The sequence below is a fragment of the Gordonia sp. (in: high G+C Gram-positive bacteria) genome, from assembly GCF_012515855.1.
Classification (GTDB): Bacteria; Actinomycetota; Actinomycetes; order Mycobacteriales; family Mycobacteriaceae; genus Gordonia.
Window position 1 is genome coordinate 1 of record NZ_JAAYXO010000194.1, and the last position, 20,216, is coordinate 20,216.

Here is a 20,216-nt window from a genome sequence, read left to right on the forward strand (position 1 = left end):
CCAGGGCGCTCTCACCGAGCATCACGGCGGTGGCCTTGTAACCGGGGTCGCCGTGCGCGCGCATCTGCGAGCGGTAGCGACGACCGCTGGTGGTCGTGGTGAAGGTCTGGGTCACGAAGTTGCCGGTCTCGCGGGTCTTCTCGCTGGGGCCGCTGCCCGGCTTGGGGAGCACGTAGTCGAGGACCTTGCGGGTGGGGGCGAAGCTCATCGCGCCCAGGAAGGCACCGGTACCGACGGTCACGACGCCGGCGAGCGCTGCCGAGAGGCCGGGGACGCCGCCCACGGACATCGTCTCCTGGTAGCGGAAGCCGTCGCCGTACGCGCCGTCGAGCAGGTAGTTGGAGCGCCGCACCACACGTGTGTTGTACGACGACATGAAGAACGGCGCCAGGGTGCCGCGGAGGCTCGGATCGACCTTCTTCGCGTCCACCGGGGTGATGTCGCTCGGTTCGGAGTTGATGCCGACGCGCGGAGTGTCGCCGGAGCCGCCGGAGAGGGCCTGCGGATTCATCAGCAGGCGGCGGGTGTCGGAATCCTTGGCCTGCTCCGAGATCACGCGGATCGAGTCGATGGTGCCGCCGGACAGTCCGCCGCGCAGGGAGGTCACGACCAGGGTGGTGTCGGTCATCTCGCCCGCCCCGTCCTCGGCGATCGTGCGGTGCAGCAGATACGCCCCGAGGTCCGACGGCACGGAGTCGAACCCGCACGAGTGAACGATCCGGGCGCCCGACGCGGCGGCGAGCTCGTCGGCCTTGTCGACCGAGTACCGGACGAAGGGGACCTCACCGGTGAGATCGACGTAATCGGTGCCTGCGGTGGCCGCGGCGATCACCAGGTTCTCGCCGTAGCGCAGGTACGGGCCGACCGTCGTGCAGACCACCCGGGTGCGTCCGCACATCGCGTCGAGCGAGGCGGGGGAGTCGGAGTCGGCGACGATCAGCGGCCAGTCGCGCGCCTTCTCCCCGAGGCGGCGTCGCACCGCGGCGAGCTTGGTCTCCGACCGTCCCGCCAGCCCGATGCGGGTCTTCGAGGGTGCATGGTCGGCCAGATACTGTGCGGTCAACTCACCGACGAACCCGGTGGCTCCGAAGACGACGACGTCCAATTCGCGACTCATGGCCTCGACCCTACTGGGCGAGGGCGTGCTACCGACACCGCCGCGAGCAGATCCGCGTCACGGATTGCGTGCGTACCCAACAGAGAAGGCGGAGAACGTCTTCGGTACCTGGCCGTAGAACGAATCCAGTTCGACCACATCCCATCCGGCATCGCTCACCAGCGCGGGGATGTCGCGCGTCAGGTGACAGCCGCCGCCGACCCGCTTCTGCAGCGGCTCCAATCGCCGCTGCCAGCGGCGCACGCCTTCGTCGGGGGCGTTGCCGTGCTCGAAGAAGGCGAAGACGCCGCCGGGTTTCACCACGCGGCGCAGCTCGGCCAGCGCGGCAGGCAGGTCGGGGATGGTGCAGAGGGTGAACGTCGAGAGCGCGGAGTCGAACGTGTCGTCGTCGAACGGGAGGCGCTGGCCGTCGAGGCCGGACCGCTCGATCGGGATGGTCGACGCCGCAATCCGCTCCGCTCCCAACTGCCATCCGGTGTCGCTCGGCTCGACGGCGGCGACCTGCGTGACCGCGTCCGGGTACTGGCCGACGTTGAAGCCCGAACCGAAGCCGATCTCGACGACTCGGCCCGACAGCGGCTCGCAGGCGCGGCGTCGAAGCTTGTTCATCGCGGGCATTCCGCAGGTCTTGGTGATGATCCGGGGCAGAATGCGGTCCTCGTAGAAGCCCATGGCAACGACACTAGCGGAGGGTGCGATACGCGTCTCACGCGTAGGGAGACATAGGGTCTACCCATGAATCCGTCCACCCTGCAGGCGCGCGTGATCGTCGACGAACTGATTCGCGGCGGCGTCACCGAAGCGGTTCTGTGCCCGGGATCCCGCAACGCTCCGCTGGCGTTCGCGCTGCACGCGGCCGACGCGCAGGGCCGGCTGCGCCTGCACGTGCGGATCGACGAGCGCTCGGCAGGCTACCTGGCGCTCGGTCTGGCCGCAGCGGGCAAGCATCCGGTGCCGATCGTGATGACGTCGGGCACGGCTGTCGCGAACATGGGACCGGCGGTGTTCGAGGCCAACTACGCGCGGATCCCGCTGATCGTGATGAGCGCCAACCGGCCCTACGAGCTCCTCGGTTCCGGCGCCAATCAGACCATCGAGCAGTTCGGCATGTTCGGCACGCAGGTGCGCGCCGCCATCAGCCTCGGGCTGGCGGAAGAGGATCTCGACACCAACTCCCAGTGGCGGTCGGCGGTCGGTCGGGTGCTTGCCGCCGCACGCGGCGCCCGGACCGGCAACGCGGGGCCCGTCCAGTTCGACATCCCGCTGCGCGAGCCGCTGGTGCCCGACGTCGGCGACCTGCCGGACGCCGATCTCGCGACGGTCGACGGCGGGCGGTTCGCAGGCCGACCGGGCGGCTCGCCGTGGACGGCCGCGCCCGTCGGGAGGCTCGACATCCCGCTGGACATCGATCTCTCCCGCGACACCGTCGTGGTCTCCGGCCACGGGGCCGGTGTGCATCCGGAACTCGCCGTGCTCCCGACGGTCGCCGAGCCCACCGCGCCGCACGTGACGAACCCGCTGCATCCGCTCGCGCTCGGCAAGCTGAAGCCGCAGCAGGCGATCATCTGCGGCCGTCCGACGCTGCACCGTTCCGTCGCACGCCTGCTCGCCGACCCGTCCGTCGACGTCTTCGCCCTCACCACCGGCCCGCGATGGCCCGACGTCTCCGGCAACGTCTTCGCGACCGGGACACGGGCGGTCGCGACTGCGCCGGCGCGCCCGGAGTGGCTCGACGAGGCCGCCCGCGTCAACGCCGATGTGGTCGCCGCCGTGGCCGACGAACTCGACGACACCGCAGAGACCACCGGACTGCACGTCGCACGGGCGGTCGCCGCGGTGATGTCGCCCGGCGACACGCTGATGGTCGGCGCGTCGAACCCGATCCGCGACATCGCGCTTGCCGGGACCGTGGCCGACGGCGTCACCGTGATGTCGAATCGCGGGGTCGCGGGCATCGACGGCACCAACGCCACCGCCATCGGCGCCGCGCTGGTGGCGCAGGGTCGCACCGTCGCGCTGATGGGCGACCTCACCTTCATCCACGACGCCACCGGGTTGATCATCGGCCCCGACGAGCCGCGCCCGGCCGACCTGCGGATCGTCGTCGCCAACGACGACGGCGGCGGCATCTTCGAACTCCTGGAGCAGGGCGACCCGCGCTTTGCCCGGGACGCCTACCTCGGCGTGTACGACCGCATCTTCGGCACCCCGCACCGCACCGACCTGGCCGCGATGTGCGCCGGATTCCACATCGGGCACCGTCAGGTGAGCCTGGCGGAACTGCCCGGCGTCCTGGCCGAGCCCGCACCCGCAGGCGGCATCGAAGTCCTCGAGGTCCGCACCAGCCGGGAGGGGCTGCGGAGCCTGCACGCCCGGATCAGCGCCCGACTCGACGCGGCTTCCGGCTACCCTGAGCAATCATGACCCGGACAGTGCAGCGGCGAATCCAGATCGCCCTGGCGGTGCTGGGCGTCGTGGTGGGACTCATCGGAACGGTCATCATCGCCGGCGCCTACCGTAACGACGCGAAGATCGACGCCAACAAGGCGACGGCGGTCGCCGATGTGATCTCGGCGGACCGGCTTCATGCCGCGGTCAACTTCGTCACGCCGGACGGGGTCCTTCGCAACCCCAAGCTCGGCCTGCTGTATCCGACCGATCTCGCAACCGGGCAGCGCATCCTGGTCGACTACGACGCGACCGACCCCGACAATCTCGCCCGTCCGGTCGGCCGCGACGCGAGCCTGTCGATCTTTCCCGCTCTGTCGGTGATCGCCGCGGGCTGGGTGTTGGTGATCATCCTCATGCTCGGGGTGGCCGAGACCGGGCGCCGCTCGCGCCGCGATTAGTCTGGTCGACATGACTGACAGCAGCGATCCCGGCACCCGCGCAAGTCTTGAGAAGGACCCGTCCGAGGTCGCCGAGATGTTCGACGGCGTCGCGCGACGGTACGACCTCACCAACACCGTCCTCTCGTTTGCGCAGGACCGCCGCTGGCGTCGCAACACCCGACTCGCGCTGGACCTCAAGCCGCGCGACATCGTCCTCGACCTCGCCGCAGGCACAGCCGTCTCGACCGTCGAACTCTCGACGTCGGGCGCCACGTGCATCGCCGCGGACTTCTCGCTGGGCATGCTGCGCGCGGGCGCGCAGCGCGACGTGCCGAAGGTCGGCGCCGACGCGTTGCACCTGCCGTTCGCCGATGCGTCGTTCGACGCGGCCACCATCTCCTTCGGTCTGCGCAACGTGGTCGACGTCCCCAAGGCGCTGTCGGAGCTGCACCGCGTCCTCAAGCCCGGCGGTCGCGTGGTGATCTGCGAGTTCTCGACTCCCACCGCCCGCCCGTTCCGGACCGTGTACATGGAGTACCTGATGAAGGCGCTGCCCGCGGTGGCGACCAAGGTCTCGAGCAATCCGGCCGCGTACGTCTACCTCGCGGAGTCGATCCGCGCATGGCCGGACCAGGCCGGGCTGGCCGCGCTGATCGGCGCCGCCGGATTCGACGATGTCACCTGGCAGAACCAGACCGGCGGCATCGTCGCGATCCACAAGGGCGTCAAGCCCGCCTAACTGAACGGCGGACGGTCTTCGACGCCTGCCGTCACCCGTCCTGCGCTGCGCCAGGCGCGGGCGATCAGGTCGGCGTCGTCGGCGGTCAGCAGATTGCCCATCACGCGCACGACGGTCGACATCAGCTTGGCCGACCGGATCCCGGGGCGTCCCAGCAGGGGAACGGTCTGCGGCACCGTCAGCAGTCCGGCGGCCCGGCGGGCGGCGGCGAACGCCGCCCCGTATTCGGTGCGCAGCAGTGCGGGCCAGGCGGTGGAGTAGTCGTTCTCGTCGGCGAGCATCTCGACCGCCAGCATCGCGGTCTCGATCGCGTAGTCGATGCCCTCGCCGTTCAACGGGTTGACGCAGGCGGCGGCGTCGCCGATCAGCATCCAGTTGGCGCCCGCGACTCCGCTCACGGCCCCGCCCATCGGCAGCAGCGCCGAGGCGATCTGTCGCGGTCGGGAGGTCAGTTGCCAGTCGTCGGTGACCATCGAGGCGTAGTGCTCGAGAATCGGTCGCAGAGCCATCGACGCCGGGCGCTTGGCGGTCGCGAGGGCGCCGACGCCGACGTTCACCGTGCCGTCGCCGAGCGGGAACACCCAGCCGTAGCCGGGGAGCAGTGCGCCGTCGGGATCGCGCAGCTCGAGATGGGAGCCCATCCACTCGCTGTCGGCGCGGCCGGAGTCCACGTACGACCGCGCCGCGACCCCGAATGCGGTGTCCCGATGCCACTGCCTGCCCAGCGACTTGCCGAGCGCGGAGCGGACCCCGTCGGCGACGATCACGTCGCGCACCCGGATCTGATGTCGCTCGCCGTCGCGGGTCACGGTCACCGATTCGATACGCCCGCCGACCAGCTGCGCGCCGATCGCCTTGGCGCCGGACACCATCGCGGCGCCCTGCTCGAGCGCGAAGAGCCGGATCGCGTCGTCGAGTTCGGTGCGGGCGATCGCGCTGCCGTGGGCGCCGAATCGGTTCGCGCCCGGCCAGTCCACGAGCTGCCTGGCTCCCCAACCGTTCAACTCCAGCCCGCGGATGCGCGGACGGCCCTCGAGCAGCGACGTGAGACCGAGTTTCTGCAGGCCGACCACCGCGCGCGGGGTGAGGCCGTCGCCGCAGGTCTTGTCACGAGGAAACACGGCGGCGTCGAGCAGGACGACGTCGATTCCGCGGGCCGCGGCGCGGGCGGCGGCCGCCGCACCGGCCGGTCCTGCGCCGACCACCAGGAGGTCGGTGGATTCGGGAATGGCGTCGCCGGGCGTTGCGCTGGTCACCCGACCAGTATGTCTGTCGGCGGGAGCAGTTACGCTTCTGGTGTCGCCGAACACCGAAACTGCGACGTTCGGAACACCGATGGGATTGGGCCAACAACGTGAAGTCCACTTTTACCGGACTGGACCTCGGGACGGATGAGTTCGCCGAGGAACTGCAGCGGGCGCTGCAGCGTGTCGAGGATCTGTTGATCAGCGAACTGTCGTCGGGTGACGACATTCTGCTCGAAGCAGCAACGCACCTGGCCAAGGCCGGTGGCAAGCGCTTCCGGCCGATGTTCGCGATTCTCGCCTCGCACTTCGGCCCGAACCCGGCGAGCGACGAGGTGATCACCTCCGCGACCGTGCTCGAGATGACGCACCTGGCGACGCTGTATCACGACGACGTGATGGACGAGGCCCCGATGCGGCGCGGTGCGCTGAGCGCCAACGCGCGGTGGTCGAACTCGATCGCGATTCTGGCGGGCGACTTCCTGTTCGCCCGCGCCTCGCACCTGGTGTCGACCCTCGGTCCCGAGGCCGTGCGGATCATCGCCGACACGTTCGCCGAGTTGGTGACCGGTCAGATGCGCGAGACCGTCGGCGTCGCCGAGGGAGGCGATCCGATCGAGCACTACCTCAAGGTGGTGTGGGAGAAGACCGGATCGCTGATCGCGACCGCAGGCCGCTTCGGCGCTTACACCGCAGGCGCCGATGAGACGACCGTCGCCACCCTGGCCCGACTGGGCGACGTGGTGGGCACGGCCTTCCAGGTCTCCGACGACATCATCGACATCGCGTCGGTGACCGACGATTCGGGCAAGACCCCGGGCACCGACCTCCGCGAAGGCGTGCACACGCTGCCGGTCCTGCTCGCGCTGACCGGCGACGGACCCGATGCGGTCCGTCTCCGTGAACTGCTGGTGGATCCGGAGACCGGGGACAACCGAGCGCTCGTCGACGACGCGGAGGTGGACGAGGCGCTGCGACTGCTGGTCGACTCCGCAGGCATGAAGGAGGCGCAGGCGCGCCTGGAGGCGATGGCCGATGAAGCGAACGCGCTCCTCGCCGGTCTGCCCGCGGGGCCTGCCAACGAGGCCTTTGCCGCATTGGTGCGCTACACGATCGATCGCGTCGGCTGAGTTCGCGCCCGGCGTCTCCTATCGTCGGGGTTTCCCAGGTGACGCCGGTTACGCTTGGAACTGTTGGGGTACTCCTGCGCGTTGATCACTGTGAGTACAGCTAATCGACAGTGAGGTGCCATGCATTTCAACGGCTTGAAGACGGCGGCCCTGATGGGGTTGATGTCGGCGATCATCGTCGGCATCGGAGCGGCATTCAACAATCGGACGATCTTGATCGTCTCGGTCCTGCTCGCGGTCGGAACCAACGCCTACGCCTACTTCAACAGCGCCAAGCTGTCGTTGAAGGCGATGCACGCGCAGCCGGTCACCGAGGTCCAGGCGCCCGAGCTCTACCGGATCGTCCGCGACCTCGCCACGCAGGCGCACCAGCCGATGCCCGCGCTGTACATCAGCCCCACGGAGTCCCCGAACGCCTTCGCGACCGGGCGCAATCCGAAGAATGCTGCGGTCTGCTGCACGTCGGGCATCATGACGCTGCTCGACGAGCGGGAACTCCGCGCGGTGCTCGGCCACGAACTGTCGCACGTCTACAACCGCGACATCCTGATCAGCTCTATCGCGGGCGCGATGGCCGCGGTCATCACCGGCCTCGCGAACATGGCGATGTGGATGGGCATGTTCGGCAACCGCGACAACGGGCCCAACCCGCTCGCGATGATCCTGATCTCGCTGCTCGGTCCCATCGCCGCGATGGTGATCCAGATGTCGGTCTCGCGTTCGCGCGAATTCCAGGCCGACAAATCGGGTGCCGAGTTGACCGGTGATCCGCTCGCCCTGGCCTCAGCGCTGGGCAAGATCTCCGGCGGGATCCAGGCCGCGCCCCTGCCGCCGACGCCGAACCTCGCCAATCAGTCGCATCTGATGATCGAGAGCCCCTTCCGCGCGGGCGAGAAGCTCTCCCGCTTCTTCTCGACCCATCCGCCGACCGAAGAACGGATCGCGCGACTGACCGAGATGGCCCGCGAGGGCGGGCAGCGGTACTAGCAGAGCGTTCAGGCGTCGTCGCGACGGAGCTTTCGTCGGGCCTCCCAGCGCCCGATGGACGCTGCGGCGACGGCGCCCACGGCCCCGCCGACGATGACTCCGGTGACGCCGCCGCCGTCCGAATCGCCGCGCGAGATCACCGCCGCGGCCATGGACGCCGCGCATGCTCCGAAGTACAGGCCGGCCACCGCGGTGCGTTTCCAGGACTCTCCGCCGTACGCGAGGGTGTTGGCGTCGACCCCGCGGGCCCGGGTGTACCGCTGCCACTCGATCCACGGAATCATGAGCGCGACGAACAACGTCACGGTCACCCAGATCGGGATGAACCATGCGACGACGGCGGCCACCGTCCACAGCAGCACCGTCGCCAGGATGAACACGTAGGCGTACGACTCGAGCATCACGGATCGTTCGCGTTCGTCGCCCCACGAGTCGTCGGTGCTGCTCAACAGCAGGGCCGGGAGGGTCTTTGCGGGTCGCTGTGCCATGTCAGTGCTCCTCGGGTAGGGGAAAAAGCTCTTCGACCGAACGGTCCAACCTCCGAGCGATCCGAATCGCCAGGTAGACCGACGGCGCGTAATCGCCGCGTTCCATCGAGACGACCGTCTGCCTGCTGACACCCACCGCCGCCGCGAGATCTGCCTGCCGCAGCCCCGCGGCCGCCCTGGCCGCCTTGACGCGAGAAGTGGAGTCGGACATAGCCAAAGTCAAGTCTCCTTGACATCAAATGTCAAGGAGACTTGACCTAACGAACGGGACCTCCCACGAAGCCGAAACGAGAGTGCCGCGAAGCTGGAACGAGGCGAGGGGCGGGAGTCGCCGACGAGCTCTCCGCAGCGACGAGGCGCTAGCCGAGGAGTGAGGACTGTCGAGGAGGCGACTCCCGCCCCTCGCCAGGCGGGCCCTGTCGAGGAACCGACTCCCGCCCTTCGCCGGGCGGAGACTGCAGACAGGGGCAAAGCGTAGACCGAAAAATCTTCGGCGTCCGAAGCGGGCACACAGCCCACTTCGAACGCCGAAGCTGTCAGGTGGTGGGGGTCTCCCGCGTAGAACCCCTACCGGTAGTTGACGAACTGCAGGGCGATCCCGAAATCCTCACCCTTGAGCAGCGCGATGATCGCCTGAAGGTCGTCGCGCTTCTTGGAGGAGACGCGGAGCTCGTCACCCTGGATCTGCGCCTTGACTCCCTTGGGCCCCTCGTCGCGGATCTTCTTGGAGATCTTCTTGGCGTGCTCGGAGTCGATGCCCTGGACCAGCTCGCCGGTGATCTTGAAGGTCTTGCCGGAGCCGACGGGCTCGCCCGCGTCGAACGCCTTGAGGGAGATGTCCCGACGGATCAACTTCTCCTTGAAGACCTCGAGGCCGGCCAGGGCCCGCTCCTCGGAGTCGGAGGAGATCACGATCTTCTCCTCGCCGGACCAGTCGATGCTGCTGTTGGTGCCACGGAAGTCGTACCGCTGCGACAGTTCCTTGCCTGCCTGGTTGAGGGCGTTGTCGACCTCCTGGCGGTCGACCTTGCTCACGACGTCAAACGAAGAATCAGCCATGCGGACACACTATCAGTGTCCTGAGCAGCGGATTTGCACGTACCGGGGGAGATCGTTGTATTCTGATTCCCGTTGCCTGAGCGGCTCGCCGGACTGTGTCTGGAGGGTCGGAGACGGTGGCACGGCAGATTGCCCGAGCGGCCAAAGGGAGCGGATTGTAAATCCGTCGCGCAAGCTTCGAAGGTTCGAATCCTTCATCTGCCACTACGAGATCTACATGCACGAAGATGAACTTGACCAGCGGTTTTGGTTAAATCCAGCTCCAGTGTGTAACCTCGTTGAGGCTCGTCGAACACGTGCAGAACGTGCGTGGTCGGCGTGAGAACGCCCCCTTAGCTCAGTCGGTAGAGCGTTTCCATGGTAAGGAAAAGGTCGACGGTTCGATTCCGTCAGGGGGCTCGCTTGGTTTTGACTACCCGGTCAAGACTGAACAGGGCGGTGTAGCTCAGCTGGTTAGAGCGCACGACTCATAATCGTGAGGTCGGGGGATCGAGTCCCCCCACCGCTACACATTCCGCCTACGCCGGTGGGACTTCGGCCCGAACGCGTGGGACCGTCGAACTGCAAGAGCTGAAAGTAGGCAACAAAGTGGCTTCCTCAACCGATGTGCGGCCGAAGATCACCTTGGCATGCGAGGTGTGCAAGCACCGCAACTACATCACCAAGAAGAATCGTCGCAACGACCCCGATCGTCTCGAGCTGAAGAAGTTCTGCCCGAACTGCGGGACGCATCAGAACCACAAGGAGTCGCGCTAAGCGGCGTCGCCGACAGGCGAAAACTCAAGAACCAAAAGCGAGCCATCTCCTTGTGAGGTGGCTCGCTTTGTGTTGTCAGCAGCTCGGATGCAGCTGACAATGTAACGAATCAGTTTCGAAAAATTTCCCGGCGGACAGCTGTGTGTTCGTCGGGTGATGTGCGGCCGTGTCGAGCCGGGCGAGGAGAAGGTGCGGTCGTGACCGGGCAACTGGAGGACATCTACGTCGACGAGCAGCTGGAGGCTGCCGTCGCCAACGAGTGGAGCGCGGAGCAGGTCGCCGAGCGCACCAAGTCGATGGTCGGCTACACCTACGTCGTCGACGACTACTACGAGGTCGGCCGCGAGATGGTCCGCCGGCACGCGCGGGCCGTGCAGTCCGACCATCCGGTGTTCTGGAACGAGGCGGAGGCGGCGAAGCTGGGCCACGACTCGCTGATCGCCCACCCGACATTCGTCAGCGTCCTCGGCTTGATCGTTCAGCGTCGGCTCTTCGAGGAAGTGATCACCGGCTACGACATGTGGCAGATCATGCAGACCGACCAGCGGCTCATCATGCATCAGCCGATGAAGCCGGGCGACCAACTGGTGTGCGAGGTCTCCCTGGAGTCGTTCCGCCAGTCGATGGGCGCCGATCTGCTCGTCAGCAAGAACGTGATCTGGAATCAGCACGGAGAGCCGGTGATGACCACCCTGACGTCTGTGGTGGCGCGAGCCGCCATCGAGGTGGATCCCGCCCTCATCGGCAAGTTGAACGCCGTGATGATGCACGTGGACGCCGAGGGCGTGGCCCACAAGACCATCGACGGGAACTCCGTGCATCGCGGTGCGGATCCCGTCGTCGAGCCCAAGGCCTATGGCGCGATCGACTTCGACGCGCTCGAGGTCGGCCAGGAACTGCCGACGGTCACCAAGACGCTGACCCTCGGCAACCTCGTCAACTATGCGGGTGTGTCGGGCGACCCCAACCCGATCCACTTCTCGCCCGAGGTGGCGAGCGCGGTGGGCTTGGACAGCGTCGTCGCACACGGCATGCAGACCATGGGGCTGGGTGCCAGCGTCATCGGAGACTTCGTGGGCGATCCCGCAGCGATCTACGAGTACAACGTTCGGTTCACCAGTCCGGTTTACGTGCCGACGGTCGGTGCTGCACACGTCGAGTTCGGCGGCAAGATCAAGTCGCTGGATCCCGAGACCCGTCGTGGCGTGATTGCGCTGGTCGGCAAGCAGGGCGACCGCAAGATCTTCGGTCGTGCGCAGGCGATGGTTCAGTTCAACTGACGGTGACGACCGGGGCGAGTTGGGCGGAGCGGCTGCTTTGCTCTACACTCATTCAAGTCTGAGCTTGAGACTTGCGCGCTGCCCGAGGGTGGCGCGTTGGTCTTGTTAGGCTTAGACAGTGCAAGGGCCGACGGGTCCGCGCAAAGGGGCGTAGCTCAACTGGCAGAGCAGCGGTCTCCAAAACCGCAGGTTGCAGGTTCAAGTCCTGTCGCCCCTGCCCATCGGGGCACTAGCAGACGAAGGGATCGGTGAGAAGGTGGCCAAGCGAGATCGCAAGGCTTCCGGCGACGTCAACGACGACCTCGAGGTCGACGTGGACCTCGATGCGTCCGACACCGGGGAACTGCGTCCCAGCGGCAAGCGCTCGGCGCGTGGCCGCCGGGGTGCTGCGACCGCAGTCGCCGAGCGTACGAAGTCGACCGAGGCCGTCGAGACGAGCACCGGCGCCAGTCGTAACCCGTTCGTCAAGATCTGGGTCTTCCTGAAGCAGGTCATCGCCGAACTGCGCAAGGTCATCTGGCCCACGCGCAGCGAACTGGTCAACTACTCGATCATCGTTTTCGTGTTCGTCGTGCTGATCACTGCGTTCATCGCAGGTCTGGACATCGGCTTCGCGAAGCTGATCCTGCTGGTATTCGGCTGACAGGCAACAACTACTGGGCGACCAGCCCGAGTGACCAACGAAGGAGCGTGGGGCAGTGAGCACCCCGGAGAACGAGATCGAATCGCCGGAGATCGGTGACGCGACCCCCGAGGCCACGCAGTCGGAGACGGAAGCGCCCGAAACCGCTCCCGAACCCGTCGACCCGGTCGCTGAACTGCGTGCCGAGCTGCGGCGTCTGCCCGGTGACTGGTACGTCATTCACTCGTACGCGGGCTACGAGAACAAGGTCAAGACCAACCTCGAGACCCGCGTTCAGAACCTCGACGTCGGCGATTACATCTTCCAGGTCGAGGTGCCGATCGAAGAAGTCACCGAGATCAAGAACGGTCAGCCCAAGAAGGTCAACCGCAAGGTGCTTCCCGGCTACATCCTGGTGCGGATGGAGCTCAACGACGAGTCGTGGAGCGCCGTGCGCAACACCCCGGGTGTCACCGGCTTCGTCGGCATGACCTCGCGTCCGTCGCCGCTGACCATCAAGGAAGTCGTTCAGTTCCTGATGCCGCGTGCCGAGGTCCGCAAGGCGGAGGCGGCCAAGGCCGCTGCCGCAGCCGGCCAGAGCGTCGAGGCGGCCGCCGCGGCGGCGTCGAACCTCGTCGAGGTCGACTTCGAGGTCGGCGAGTCGGTCACCGTCATGGATGGCCCGTTCGCGACCCTCCCGGCCTCCATCAGCGAGGTCAACACCGAACAGCGCAAGGTGAAGGTGCTCGTCTCGATCTTCGGTCGCGAGACCCCGGTCGAGCTCGGCTTCAATCAGGTCGAGAAGCTCTAGCACTGCTGCGCCGCGGCCGGTGACGGCCGCGCAACGAGAAGAGACTTCCGCGTATCCAGCGTGCGCGGATCTGTAGGAAAAAGGACAAGAGAGATGCCTCCCAAGAAGAAGAAGATCACCGGGATCATCAAGCTCCAGATCCAGGCGGGCCAGGCCAACCCGGCGCCGCCCGTGGGTCCGGCGCTCGGTCAGCACGGCGTGAACATCATGGAGTTCTGCAAGGCGTACAACGCAGCGACCGAATCGCAGCGTGGCAACGTCATCCCGGTCGAGATCTTTGTTTTCGAAGACCGTTCGTTCGACTTCAAGCTCAAGACCCCGCCGGCAGCCAAGCTGCTGCTGAAGGCCGCAGGCCTGCAGAAGGGCTCGGGCGTGCCGCACACCGACAAGGTCGGCAAGGTCACGATGGACCAGGTCCGCGAGATCGCCAAGACCAAGACCGAAGACCTGAATGCCAACGACGTCGAGGCCGCCGCGAAGATCATCGCAGGCACCGCGCGTTCGATGGGCATCACCGTCGAGGGCTGACATTCCCCCGAGAGGAGACTCTCGACACCCGTGGGAGGGCCGCGCTCGGCCCACTAACCACTAACTCCTGCCGGTACGGCGGGGAGAAGGAACAGAGCACATGAGCAAGAAGAGCAAGGCCTACCAGGCCGCCGCTGAGAAGATCGATCGCGAGAAGCTGTACAGCCCGCTGGAGGCTGTGTCGCTCGCGAAGGACACTTCTTCGAAGAACACCGATGCGACCGTCGAGGTCGCCGTCCGCCTCGGCGTGGACCCCCGCAAGGCAGACCAGATGGTCCGCGGCACCGTCAACCTGCCCAACGGCACCGGTAAGACCGCCCGCGTCATCGTCTTCGCCGCAGGCGACAAGGCCACCGAGGCCGCAGCTGCAGGCGCCGACGAGGTCGGTGCCGAGGACCTGATCGAGAAGATCCAGGGCGGCTGGCTCGACTTCGACGCCGCGATCGCCACCCCGGACCAGATGGCCAAGGTCGGCCGCATCGCGCGTGTCCTGGGCCCGCGCGGTCTGATGCCGAACCCGAAGACCGGCACCGTCACCAACGACGTGACCAAGGCCGTCTCGGACATCAAGGGCGGCAAGATCAGCTTCCGCGTCGACAAGGCGTCGAACCTGCACTTCGTGATCGGCAAGGCATCGTTCGACGCAGCCAAGCTGGCCGAGAACTACGGCGCCGCATACGACGAGATCATGCGTGCGAAGCCGTCGGCAGCCAAGGGCCGCTACGTCAAGAAGGTCACCATCTCGACCAACACCGGCCCGGGCATCCAGGTCGATCCGTCGGTCACGCGCAACTTCCTCGAAGAGGCCTGATCGCTTCTCTGCGGACAACGCTTGACGAACGCCTCCCGTCCTCGTGACGGGAGGCGTTCTTTTGTCTCTGTGGGGGTGCCGGAACCTGTGGACAACCGGTTCGGACGATGTCGGCGGCAGTCGCTACCGTGGCAGCATGCGCGACGACAAACTCCTCACTCGAATCGGCGGCCTCCTGCGTCAGGCGGAGGGGACCGAGAACGAACACGAGGCCGAGGCGTTCATGGCCGCTGCCCAGCGCCTCGCGACCGCCGCGTCCATCGACCTCGCGCTGGCGCGGGCGCATGATCCGGCGGCTCGAAAGGCCACGGCGCCGATCACGCGGCAGATCACCGTGGGCAAGGCAGGCAAGCGTGGGCTGCGGACGTACGTGCAACTGTTCGTGCAGATCGCGCAGGCCAACGACGTGACATGCGACGTCGCGTCGAACTCGACGTTCGTCATCGCGTACGGCTTCGAGACCGACATCGACACGTGCGAGGCCCTGTACACCTCCCTCGTGATCCAGATGGTGGCAGCGAGCGACGCCTACCTGAAGTCCGGCGCGTACAAGGGGGAGACGGCACGGCAGGTGGTCACCAAGAACGTCGGCTACCTCCGCCGTCGGGTGGTGGAGGAGAAGGCGCTGTCGCCGATCACCGCGCGCCTGAACTTCCAGTCGGCGTTTGCGGGCCGGATCGGCACGCGGCTGCGCGAGGCGCGCGACGAACAACGGGCCGAAGCCTCGCATGCCGACCAGCGGCTGTCCGCGGGAGCGTCGTCGGAGACGACGTCGACAGCGCTGGTGATGCGGGACAAGGAACTCGAGATCAAAGACTTCTACAAGACCGCGTCCAAGGCCCGCGGCACCTGGCGGCCGACCACCGCGACCGCCGGGTACTCGTCGGCCGCACGACGAGCGGGTGATCGCGCCGGGCAGCGTGCCAAGATCGGCGCCGATCGAGAGTTCGGCGGCGTCCGCGGCGCGCTGGAGTCGTGAGTCGCGACAGCGCGCGTTCGCGCGTCTATGACGCCGAGCGACTGGTGTTTCGGATGCTCGATCGAGCGGCCGGTGCGCACACGGTGCAGATTGCAGGCACACAACTCACGGTGCCGGCCGAAGCACGATTCGGGTCGGTCGACGACGTCACCGCCTACCTGCGACGCGTGACCGATCTGCGGACGGTGAGTGAGCGCTTTGCTCGCGCGAGTCTCCCGGTTGCTGTTCGTGCGCGGCGCGGGCAGCGCGCCGCTCATTACGAGCGCGGTACCGCGACCATCGCACTCCCCGACGGGCAGGCCGGCCGCTGGGCGCTGCGCGAACTGGTGGTCCTGCACGAACTCGCCCACCATCTCGACGACGTGGGCGACCCTGCGCACGGACCGAACTTCGTGACGACCCTGATCGAGCTGGTGGAGTCGGTCATGGGGCCCGAGACCGCCCTGATCTACCGGGTGATCTTCGGTGACAGCGGGCTCACCTGACCGACGAGGGGACGGCTCACCGAACGGCGGCCGTGGCCGTCACGATCGGGACCGGCTCGGTGCCGAGGTCGCCGTCGGTCTGGAACGTCAGGTAGCTGGGCTTCGCGGGGTCGAGCACCAGTTGCTGGCGACGGCCGCGGGCCTTGATCAGGTCCGGGACGATCGTCAGGTAACGGGGCAGGCTGGCGGCGTAGACGTCCACCCGCAGCCGATGTCCGGGTTCGAGGACGGCGTCGGTCGGGACCAGGTCGACGTCGATCCGCACCGGCTCGTCGGCCGGGACCGGGAGACGACGTTCCCGTGTCAGGTAGTGGTACGCGTCGAGCAGCACGCCGTCCTCGTCGTAGGTCGACCGTGACGGGTCCAGTGCGCGATTGGACGCGGTCAGGGCGCCGTTGGTGAGTACCGTGGACGTCCCGTCGGGCGCGACGTCGTTGACGGTGACCGCCCAGATGCCTTCGTGCGCGGTGGTCGAGACGTTGAGCCGGAGGTTCATCTCGCCGGACAGTTGGGTGCGGCGACTCACCGGTTCACTGGTGAAGGAGAGGCCGGTGCCCTCCTGGTAGCGCGAATCGGTGGAGAACTTCTCACCGAGGACGATGCCGAGCCCGGCGGTGACCTGCGAGAGGTCGCGGGAGGCGAAGCCGCGCAGGCTGGGACGGATCCGCAACGACCGTCTGCGGGCCGCGGGGGTGCTGCGGAGGCTGCCGTCGTGCTGGGTGTGCATCGCGGTGCCGGTCGGCTCCTCGGTGAGGAACAGGCGACGCGGCGCCACCTCCTGGCGAGGGAACGACGGTCCGCACGACCATCCGCCGCCCTGCTGCTCCAGCGTCACCGGTCCGTAGTTGTCGACGCCGTTCTCGATGCCCTTGAGCCAGCGGTCGAACCAGGCGCGCTGGAGCACGTCCAGGCGCGGCGGGCTGAACGGTCGCTGGTGATCGCAGCCCGGGTCGATGTGGTAGCCGTCCGCAATCAGCACCTGCTTGCGTCCGGGTTCCATCTGGAGCTTGGAGTACACCCGGGTGGCACTGCGGCCGAAGAGGTCGTGCCAGGCGCCGACGGTGAACGTCGGGCAGGTGATGTTCTCGATCTGCGGGTCGCGATCGGCGAAGTACGGATCGTCGAAGATGCGGTCGTCGCGGGCCGTGAGGAAGCCCCAGAGCAGCGCGCCCATCTCCGTTGCCGGGGAGGCCACGCGAGACGACAGCCAGCGGTAGGCGTCGCCGCGGATCACGTCCGCGACCGCGGTGGCCGGGTTCGGGACCCACTTGAGGCCGTTCACCAGGGCGAGCCAGAACGGGATGAACGCCGACGGCATGCCGCCGGTGATGTAGATGTCGCGGACGAGGTCCTCGCTGCCCTCCACCGCGAAGACGGCCTTGAGGGCGTCCGGTCGCAGGGCCGCGGTCTGCAGCGAGTTGATGGCCGAGTACGACCATCCGGTCATGCCGACACCGTCGGCGTACCAGTCCTGCTGGGTGATCCAGTCGATGATCTCGACGCTGTCCTGCTGCTCGCGCGGTCCGAGGATCTCCCATTTTCCGTGGGAGGTGCCGGTGCCGCGGACGTCGACGAGCACCTGGACGTAGCCCGAACGCACGAGATCCCGGTTGACGCCGAAGACGTCCCACAGGCCCTTCGAGAAGGTGCGAGTGATGCGCGACAGGCCCGCGAGGCTGCCCTCGTCGGTCGTGAGGGTGCTGCTGGCGGTCTTGACCGCGCTGCCGACCACCGGAGCGTGCAGGGCGTGATCGATGGTGTCGAGGATCGCGCGGTTGTACGGGTTCACGTTCAGGATGGCGGGCAGGGGAGTGCGGACCGGCTGGCCGAACCGGTTGGCCGGCCGGACGACGGTGGCGCGCAGGCAGACGCCGTCGCTCATGGTCAGTCGGACGCTGCGGTCGATGTGCACACGCGGGTATCGCTGGGCTTCGTCGACGGCCTGGCGCCATTCGAGGGCGGCGGCCCCGCCGGCCGCGTCGCGATACTTCGGCGCAGCCCGCAGCGACGGGCGTTGATTCGGAACTGCGAAAAGACCTTCGGACACGTCGTAGTCGAGCGACATTTCCTGGTCCCCCTTTTGGCTAAGCAGTGCGGGTCGGCAGGCCCGCGCGGATCCCACTGTGGCATGCATCACGCGTACGTCTCATCAATCTAGAACGATTGGGTACCAGATCGTTAATCCAGGTTTGCTGAACCGGTGTGCTCGCTTGACCCGATCGTGACCGAAACCGCAGCTTCGAGCAGCATTCCGGCCGAGATCTGCACGGATAGATCTCGTTCGGGCGTCCGCGACGATGCGACGGCGCCACCGATCTTTCGTGCCGCCTGCCCGGTCGCATCCGGCACGCGAGCGTCCTTGTGCCAGTCGGGGCCGAAGACTGGGAGTCCGTCGGCGGCGATGGCGCGGTGCTCCCACACCGAGTCCGCGCTGCGGAGCACCAGATCGCCCGCGCGGGCGCGCAGGTCGTCGGCGCCCGGAGCTCCGACGGGCAGATCCGTGGCGACGAATGCCAGGTACCGGGCGAGAATGCCGTTGAAGAGCCCGCCGTCGCCGCCGCCCGCGCCGGTGATGACGCCGCCGGACGACATGCGGTCGGTGACCGCCGTCAACAGCGCGTCGATGCGCTCCAGATAGACGGCGTCTCCGGTGAATCGGAAGGCTTCGACGTCGGCGCCGAGGGTGACGCCCTGGCAATAGGTGAAGACCGCGGGATCGAACTCGCGGACGCCGCCTTCCCTGCGCCACACGCCGTCGGCGATCAGGCCGGAGGGCAGTGTCAGCTCGCGATGCAGCCAGTCGGCCATCTCAACGGCACGCTGTGGCCGTCCGGTGCGGGCGAGGAGGATGGCGGCGGGGCCGTTGGCCGGCGCGTTGAAGAACGTGTCGGTGGTTCGCCACGGGATACCGCCGCCCAGGTCCGGGGACCACGCGCGGTGCATCTTCGACGACAGTGCGTGCAGGGCGAAGGGGTGCGAGGTGCCGACCATCGGGTCGAGGTGGCGGTCGACCCGTTCCACGGCCAGTCCCAGCCAGGCCATGTCGTCGTAGTAGTTGTTGGTCCAGCGCCCGAGATTGTGGAGTCGGATGCCGCGCAGCAGGGCGACGGCGTCGGCGGCGCAGCGGTGGTCGTTGCGGTGGACCGCGCCGTCGACCAGGAGATCCACCAGGTGTGCCTGCCACCAGTAGTTCCACGACGCGGTCAGGCGTGCGCGGAGGGTCGGATGGTTCACGCGGGGCCAGGCCACGGCGCCGATCCTGGTGCCCGGCACCCATCCGCCGAGGCGGCGGAGGTGGCGGGCCTCGATGGCGGTCTGGGCGGCGGCCGCCCGAGTCTGCGAGGACGATTTGGATTCGGCCGTCATGGCGGTTAGCCTATTAGCCGGTGCAGTGAGCTGTGAAAGCAGGTCGCTGCGTCAGTTCAACCAGAGACCGTTGGTTGTCGGACGTGTTCCGATCGAAGGCCCGATGCAAGTCGGCGGCCCACGCAGGATGAACGAGGTGAGACTTCAGCTCGACGACGACACCTGTCGTTCCGCGCCCTGTACGCCCCGTGCCTCCTGCACGGGGCGTTTGTCATTTTCGCAGAGAGTCGGCGCTCGAGCGCTCCGCCGCCCATCGCAACGTCTGGACAACGGTGCCCGGTCCGTCCGGGTACGACGAATGTGACACGAGAGGAGGCGAAGTATGGCTAAGGCTGACAAGGTCTCTGCAGTTGCAGAGCTTGCTGGGCAGTTCAACGAATCCACTGCTGCTGTGATCACCGAATACCGTGGACTCACGGTTCCGCAGATCCAGCAGCTGCGTCGTTCGCTCGGCGAAGGCGCTACCTACTCCGTCGCCAAGAACACCCTCGCGAAGCGTGCGGCCTCCGAGGCCGGCGTCGAGGGTCTCGATGACCTGTTCTCGGGTCCGACCGCAATCGCCTTCATTGAAGGCGAGCCGGTTGTGGCTGCCAAGGCGATCAAGACGTTCGCCAAGGACAACAAGAACCTGGTCATCAAGGGCGGTTTCATGGACGGCCGTGCGCTGTCCGTGGCTGAGATCGAGCAGATCGCCGACCTGGAGACCCGCGAGGTGCTGCTGGCGAAGCTGGCAGGCGCCATGAAGGGCAACTTGGCAAAGGCCGCAGGGCTGTTCAACCAGCCTGCATCGCAGGTCGCGCGTCTCGCCGCGGCTCTGCAGGAGAAGCAGGAAGCTGCCGGCGACGCCGCGTAGTCCGCTCTGTTCTCCACCCCGGCTCACGCGGCTGCTGCCAAGGGAGCCGAACACCCATGAACCAGCCTGCGACGCAGGCGCCCCGTGCAAGCGGGGATTTAACGGAAGGACGCCATCATGGCGAAGCTCA

Annotated in this window: 22 protein-coding genes and 4 tRNA genes; 18 read left to right on the forward strand and 8 right to left on the reverse strand. The window is 67.3% G+C overall.

Annotated elements, in window-relative coordinates; all coding sequences use genetic code 11:
• Together GX543_RS13935 and GX543_RS13940 are read right to left on the reverse strand one after the other, a co-directional pair.
• A partial coding sequence (locus GX543_RS13935; protein WP_290852702.1) for a saccharopine dehydrogenase NADP-binding domain-containing protein occupies positions 1-1,117 on the reverse strand: 1,117 nt, incomplete at its 3' end.
• Positions 1,118-1,174: 57 nt separating this feature from the next.
• Positions 1,175-1,789, reverse strand: coding sequence for a class I SAM-dependent methyltransferase (locus GX543_RS13940; RefSeq protein ID WP_290852703.1), 615 nt, complete (start codon positions 1,787-1,789; stop codon positions 1,175-1,177).
• Positions 1,790-1,852: 63 nt separating this feature from the next.
• Between GX543_RS13940 and menD the strand changes: the two genes are divergently transcribed.
• The 3 genes from menD to GX543_RS13955 are packed head-to-tail and all read left to right on the forward strand — an operon-like array spanning position 1,853 to position 4,687.
• Positions 1,853-3,541, forward strand: a complete 1,689-nt coding sequence (gene menD / locus GX543_RS13945) for a 2-succinyl-5-enolpyruvyl-6-hydroxy-3-cyclohexene-1-carboxylic-acid synthase (RefSeq protein WP_290852704.1) — start codon at positions 1,853-1,855, stop codon at positions 3,539-3,541.
• Positions 3,538-3,966: a hypothetical protein gene (locus GX543_RS13950; RefSeq protein WP_290852705.1), complete on the forward strand. Its 429-nt coding sequence runs from the start codon at positions 3,538-3,540 to the stop codon at positions 3,964-3,966. The genes menD and GX543_RS13950 overlap by 4 nt, the downstream gene beginning before the upstream one ends.
• A gap of 10 nt (positions 3,967-3,976) precedes the next feature.
• Complete coding sequence (locus GX543_RS13955; RefSeq protein WP_290852707.1) at positions 3,977-4,687, forward strand: demethylmenaquinone methyltransferase; 711 nt, start codon at positions 3,977-3,979, stop codon at positions 4,685-4,687.
• Here GX543_RS13955 and GX543_RS13960 read toward each other — a convergent pair.
• On the reverse strand, positions 4,684-5,943 hold the full coding sequence (locus GX543_RS13960) for a geranylgeranyl reductase family protein (RefSeq protein WP_290852709.1): 1,260 nt from the start codon (positions 5,941-5,943) through the stop codon (positions 4,684-4,686). The two genes, GX543_RS13955 and GX543_RS13960, sit on opposite strands and share 4 nt — an antisense overlap.
• Positions 5,944-6,041: 98 nt before the next feature.
• On the opposite strand from GX543_RS13960, the gene GX543_RS13965 reads away from it, so the two are divergent.
• Together GX543_RS13965 and htpX are read left to right on the forward strand one after the other, a co-directional pair.
• A complete protein-coding gene (locus GX543_RS13965) occupies positions 6,042-7,061 on the forward strand; it encodes a polyprenyl synthetase family protein (protein ID WP_290852710.1) in 1,020 nt (339 codons plus the stop codon).
• Positions 7,062-7,181: 120 nt separating this feature from the next.
• Complete coding sequence (htpX, locus tag GX543_RS13970) at positions 7,182-8,048, forward strand: zinc metalloprotease HtpX (protein ID WP_290852711.1); 867 nt, start codon at positions 7,182-7,184, stop codon at positions 8,046-8,048.
• A gap of 8 nt (positions 8,049-8,056) precedes the next feature.
• On the opposite strand, the gene GX543_RS13975 is transcribed toward htpX, so the two are convergent.
• The 3 genes from GX543_RS13975 to GX543_RS13985 form a co-directional block, all read right to left on the reverse strand.
• A complete protein-coding gene (locus tag GX543_RS13975) occupies positions 8,057-8,536 on the reverse strand; it encodes a hypothetical protein (protein ID WP_290852712.1) in 480 nt (159 codons plus the stop codon).
• Position 8,537: 1 nt separating this feature from the next.
• Positions 8,538-8,747 (reverse strand): helix-turn-helix transcriptional regulator, encoded by a 210-nt coding sequence (locus tag GX543_RS13980; RefSeq protein ID WP_290852713.1) that lies wholly within the window; start codon positions 8,745-8,747, stop codon positions 8,538-8,540.
• A 356-nt stretch (positions 8,748-9,103) separates the two neighbouring features.
• Positions 9,104-9,595 (reverse strand): YajQ family cyclic di-GMP-binding protein, encoded by a 492-nt coding sequence (locus GX543_RS13985; RefSeq protein WP_290852714.1) that lies wholly within the window; start codon positions 9,593-9,595, stop codon positions 9,104-9,106.
• Between the two features lie 123 nt (positions 9,596-9,718).
• Between GX543_RS13985 and GX543_RS13990 the strand changes: the two genes are divergently transcribed.
• The 12 genes from GX543_RS13990 (at position 9,719) to GX543_RS14045 (ending at position 15,867) form a co-directional block, all read left to right on the forward strand.
• A tRNA-Tyr gene (locus GX543_RS13990) sits at positions 9,719-9,799 on the forward strand.
• A gap of 122 nt (positions 9,800-9,921) precedes the next feature.
• Positions 9,922-9,994: transfer RNA gene (locus GX543_RS13995), tRNA-Thr, on the forward strand.
• Positions 9,995-10,029: 35 nt separating this feature from the next.
• Positions 10,030-10,103: transfer RNA gene (locus GX543_RS14000), tRNA-Met, on the forward strand.
• Positions 10,104-10,183: 80 nt separating this feature from the next.
• On the forward strand, positions 10,184-10,351 hold the full coding sequence (gene rpmG / locus GX543_RS14005; RefSeq protein ID WP_290852715.1) for a 50S ribosomal protein L33: 168 nt from the start codon (positions 10,184-10,186) through the stop codon (positions 10,349-10,351).
• 197 nt (positions 10,352-10,548) lie between these two features.
• Complete coding sequence (locus GX543_RS14010; RefSeq protein ID WP_290852716.1) at positions 10,549-11,631, forward strand: fused (3R)-hydroxyacyl-ACP dehydratase subunits HadA/HadB; 1,083 nt, start codon at positions 10,549-10,551, stop codon at positions 11,629-11,631.
• 144 nt (positions 11,632-11,775) lie between these two features.
• A tRNA-Trp gene (locus GX543_RS14015) sits at positions 11,776-11,848 on the forward strand.
• Between the two features lie 39 nt (positions 11,849-11,887).
• The gene (gene secE, locus GX543_RS14020; RefSeq protein WP_290852717.1) at positions 11,888-12,274 is read left to right on the forward strand and encodes a preprotein translocase subunit SecE; all 387 of its coding nucleotides are present in this window, start codon (positions 11,888-11,890) and stop codon (positions 12,272-12,274) included.
• Between the two features lie 55 nt (positions 12,275-12,329).
• Positions 12,330-13,064, forward strand: coding sequence for a transcription termination/antitermination protein NusG (gene nusG / locus GX543_RS14025; protein WP_290852718.1), 735 nt, complete (start codon positions 12,330-12,332; stop codon positions 13,062-13,064).
• A 93-nt stretch (positions 13,065-13,157) separates the two neighbouring features.
• A complete protein-coding gene (gene rplK, locus GX543_RS14030; RefSeq protein WP_290852719.1) occupies positions 13,158-13,592 on the forward strand; it encodes a 50S ribosomal protein L11 in 435 nt (144 codons plus the stop codon).
• A 100-nt stretch (positions 13,593-13,692) separates the two neighbouring features.
• A complete protein-coding gene (gene rplA / locus GX543_RS14035; RefSeq protein ID WP_290852720.1) occupies positions 13,693-14,403 on the forward strand; it encodes a 50S ribosomal protein L1 in 711 nt (236 codons plus the stop codon).
• A 136-nt stretch (positions 14,404-14,539) separates the two neighbouring features.
• The gene (locus GX543_RS14040) at positions 14,540-15,382 is read left to right on the forward strand and encodes a DUF2786 domain-containing protein (protein WP_290852721.1); all 843 of its coding nucleotides are present in this window, start codon (positions 14,540-14,542) and stop codon (positions 15,380-15,382) included.
• Complete coding sequence (locus GX543_RS14045) at positions 15,379-15,867, forward strand: TIGR04338 family metallohydrolase (protein ID WP_290852723.1); 489 nt, start codon at positions 15,379-15,381, stop codon at positions 15,865-15,867. The genes GX543_RS14040 and GX543_RS14045 overlap by 4 nt, the downstream gene beginning before the upstream one ends.
• Positions 15,868-15,883: 16 nt before the next feature.
• Here GX543_RS14045 and GX543_RS14050 read toward each other — a convergent pair whose 3' ends face one another.
• Complete coding sequence (locus tag GX543_RS14050; protein ID WP_290852725.1) at positions 15,884-17,932, reverse strand: CocE/NonD family hydrolase; 2,049 nt, start codon at positions 17,930-17,932, stop codon at positions 15,884-15,886.
• A 113-nt stretch (positions 17,933-18,045) separates the two neighbouring features.
• Complete coding sequence (locus GX543_RS14055; protein ID WP_290852727.1) at positions 18,046-19,233, reverse strand: glycoside hydrolase family 76 protein; 1,188 nt, start codon at positions 19,231-19,233, stop codon at positions 18,046-18,048.
• 322 nt (positions 19,234-19,555) lie between these two features.
• Between GX543_RS14055 and rplJ the strand changes: the two genes are divergently transcribed.
• Entirely contained in the window at positions 19,556-20,086 is a 531-nt protein-coding gene (gene rplJ / locus GX543_RS14060; protein ID WP_290852729.1) for a 50S ribosomal protein L10, read from the forward strand.
• Positions 20,087-20,216 lie beyond the last annotated feature (130 nt).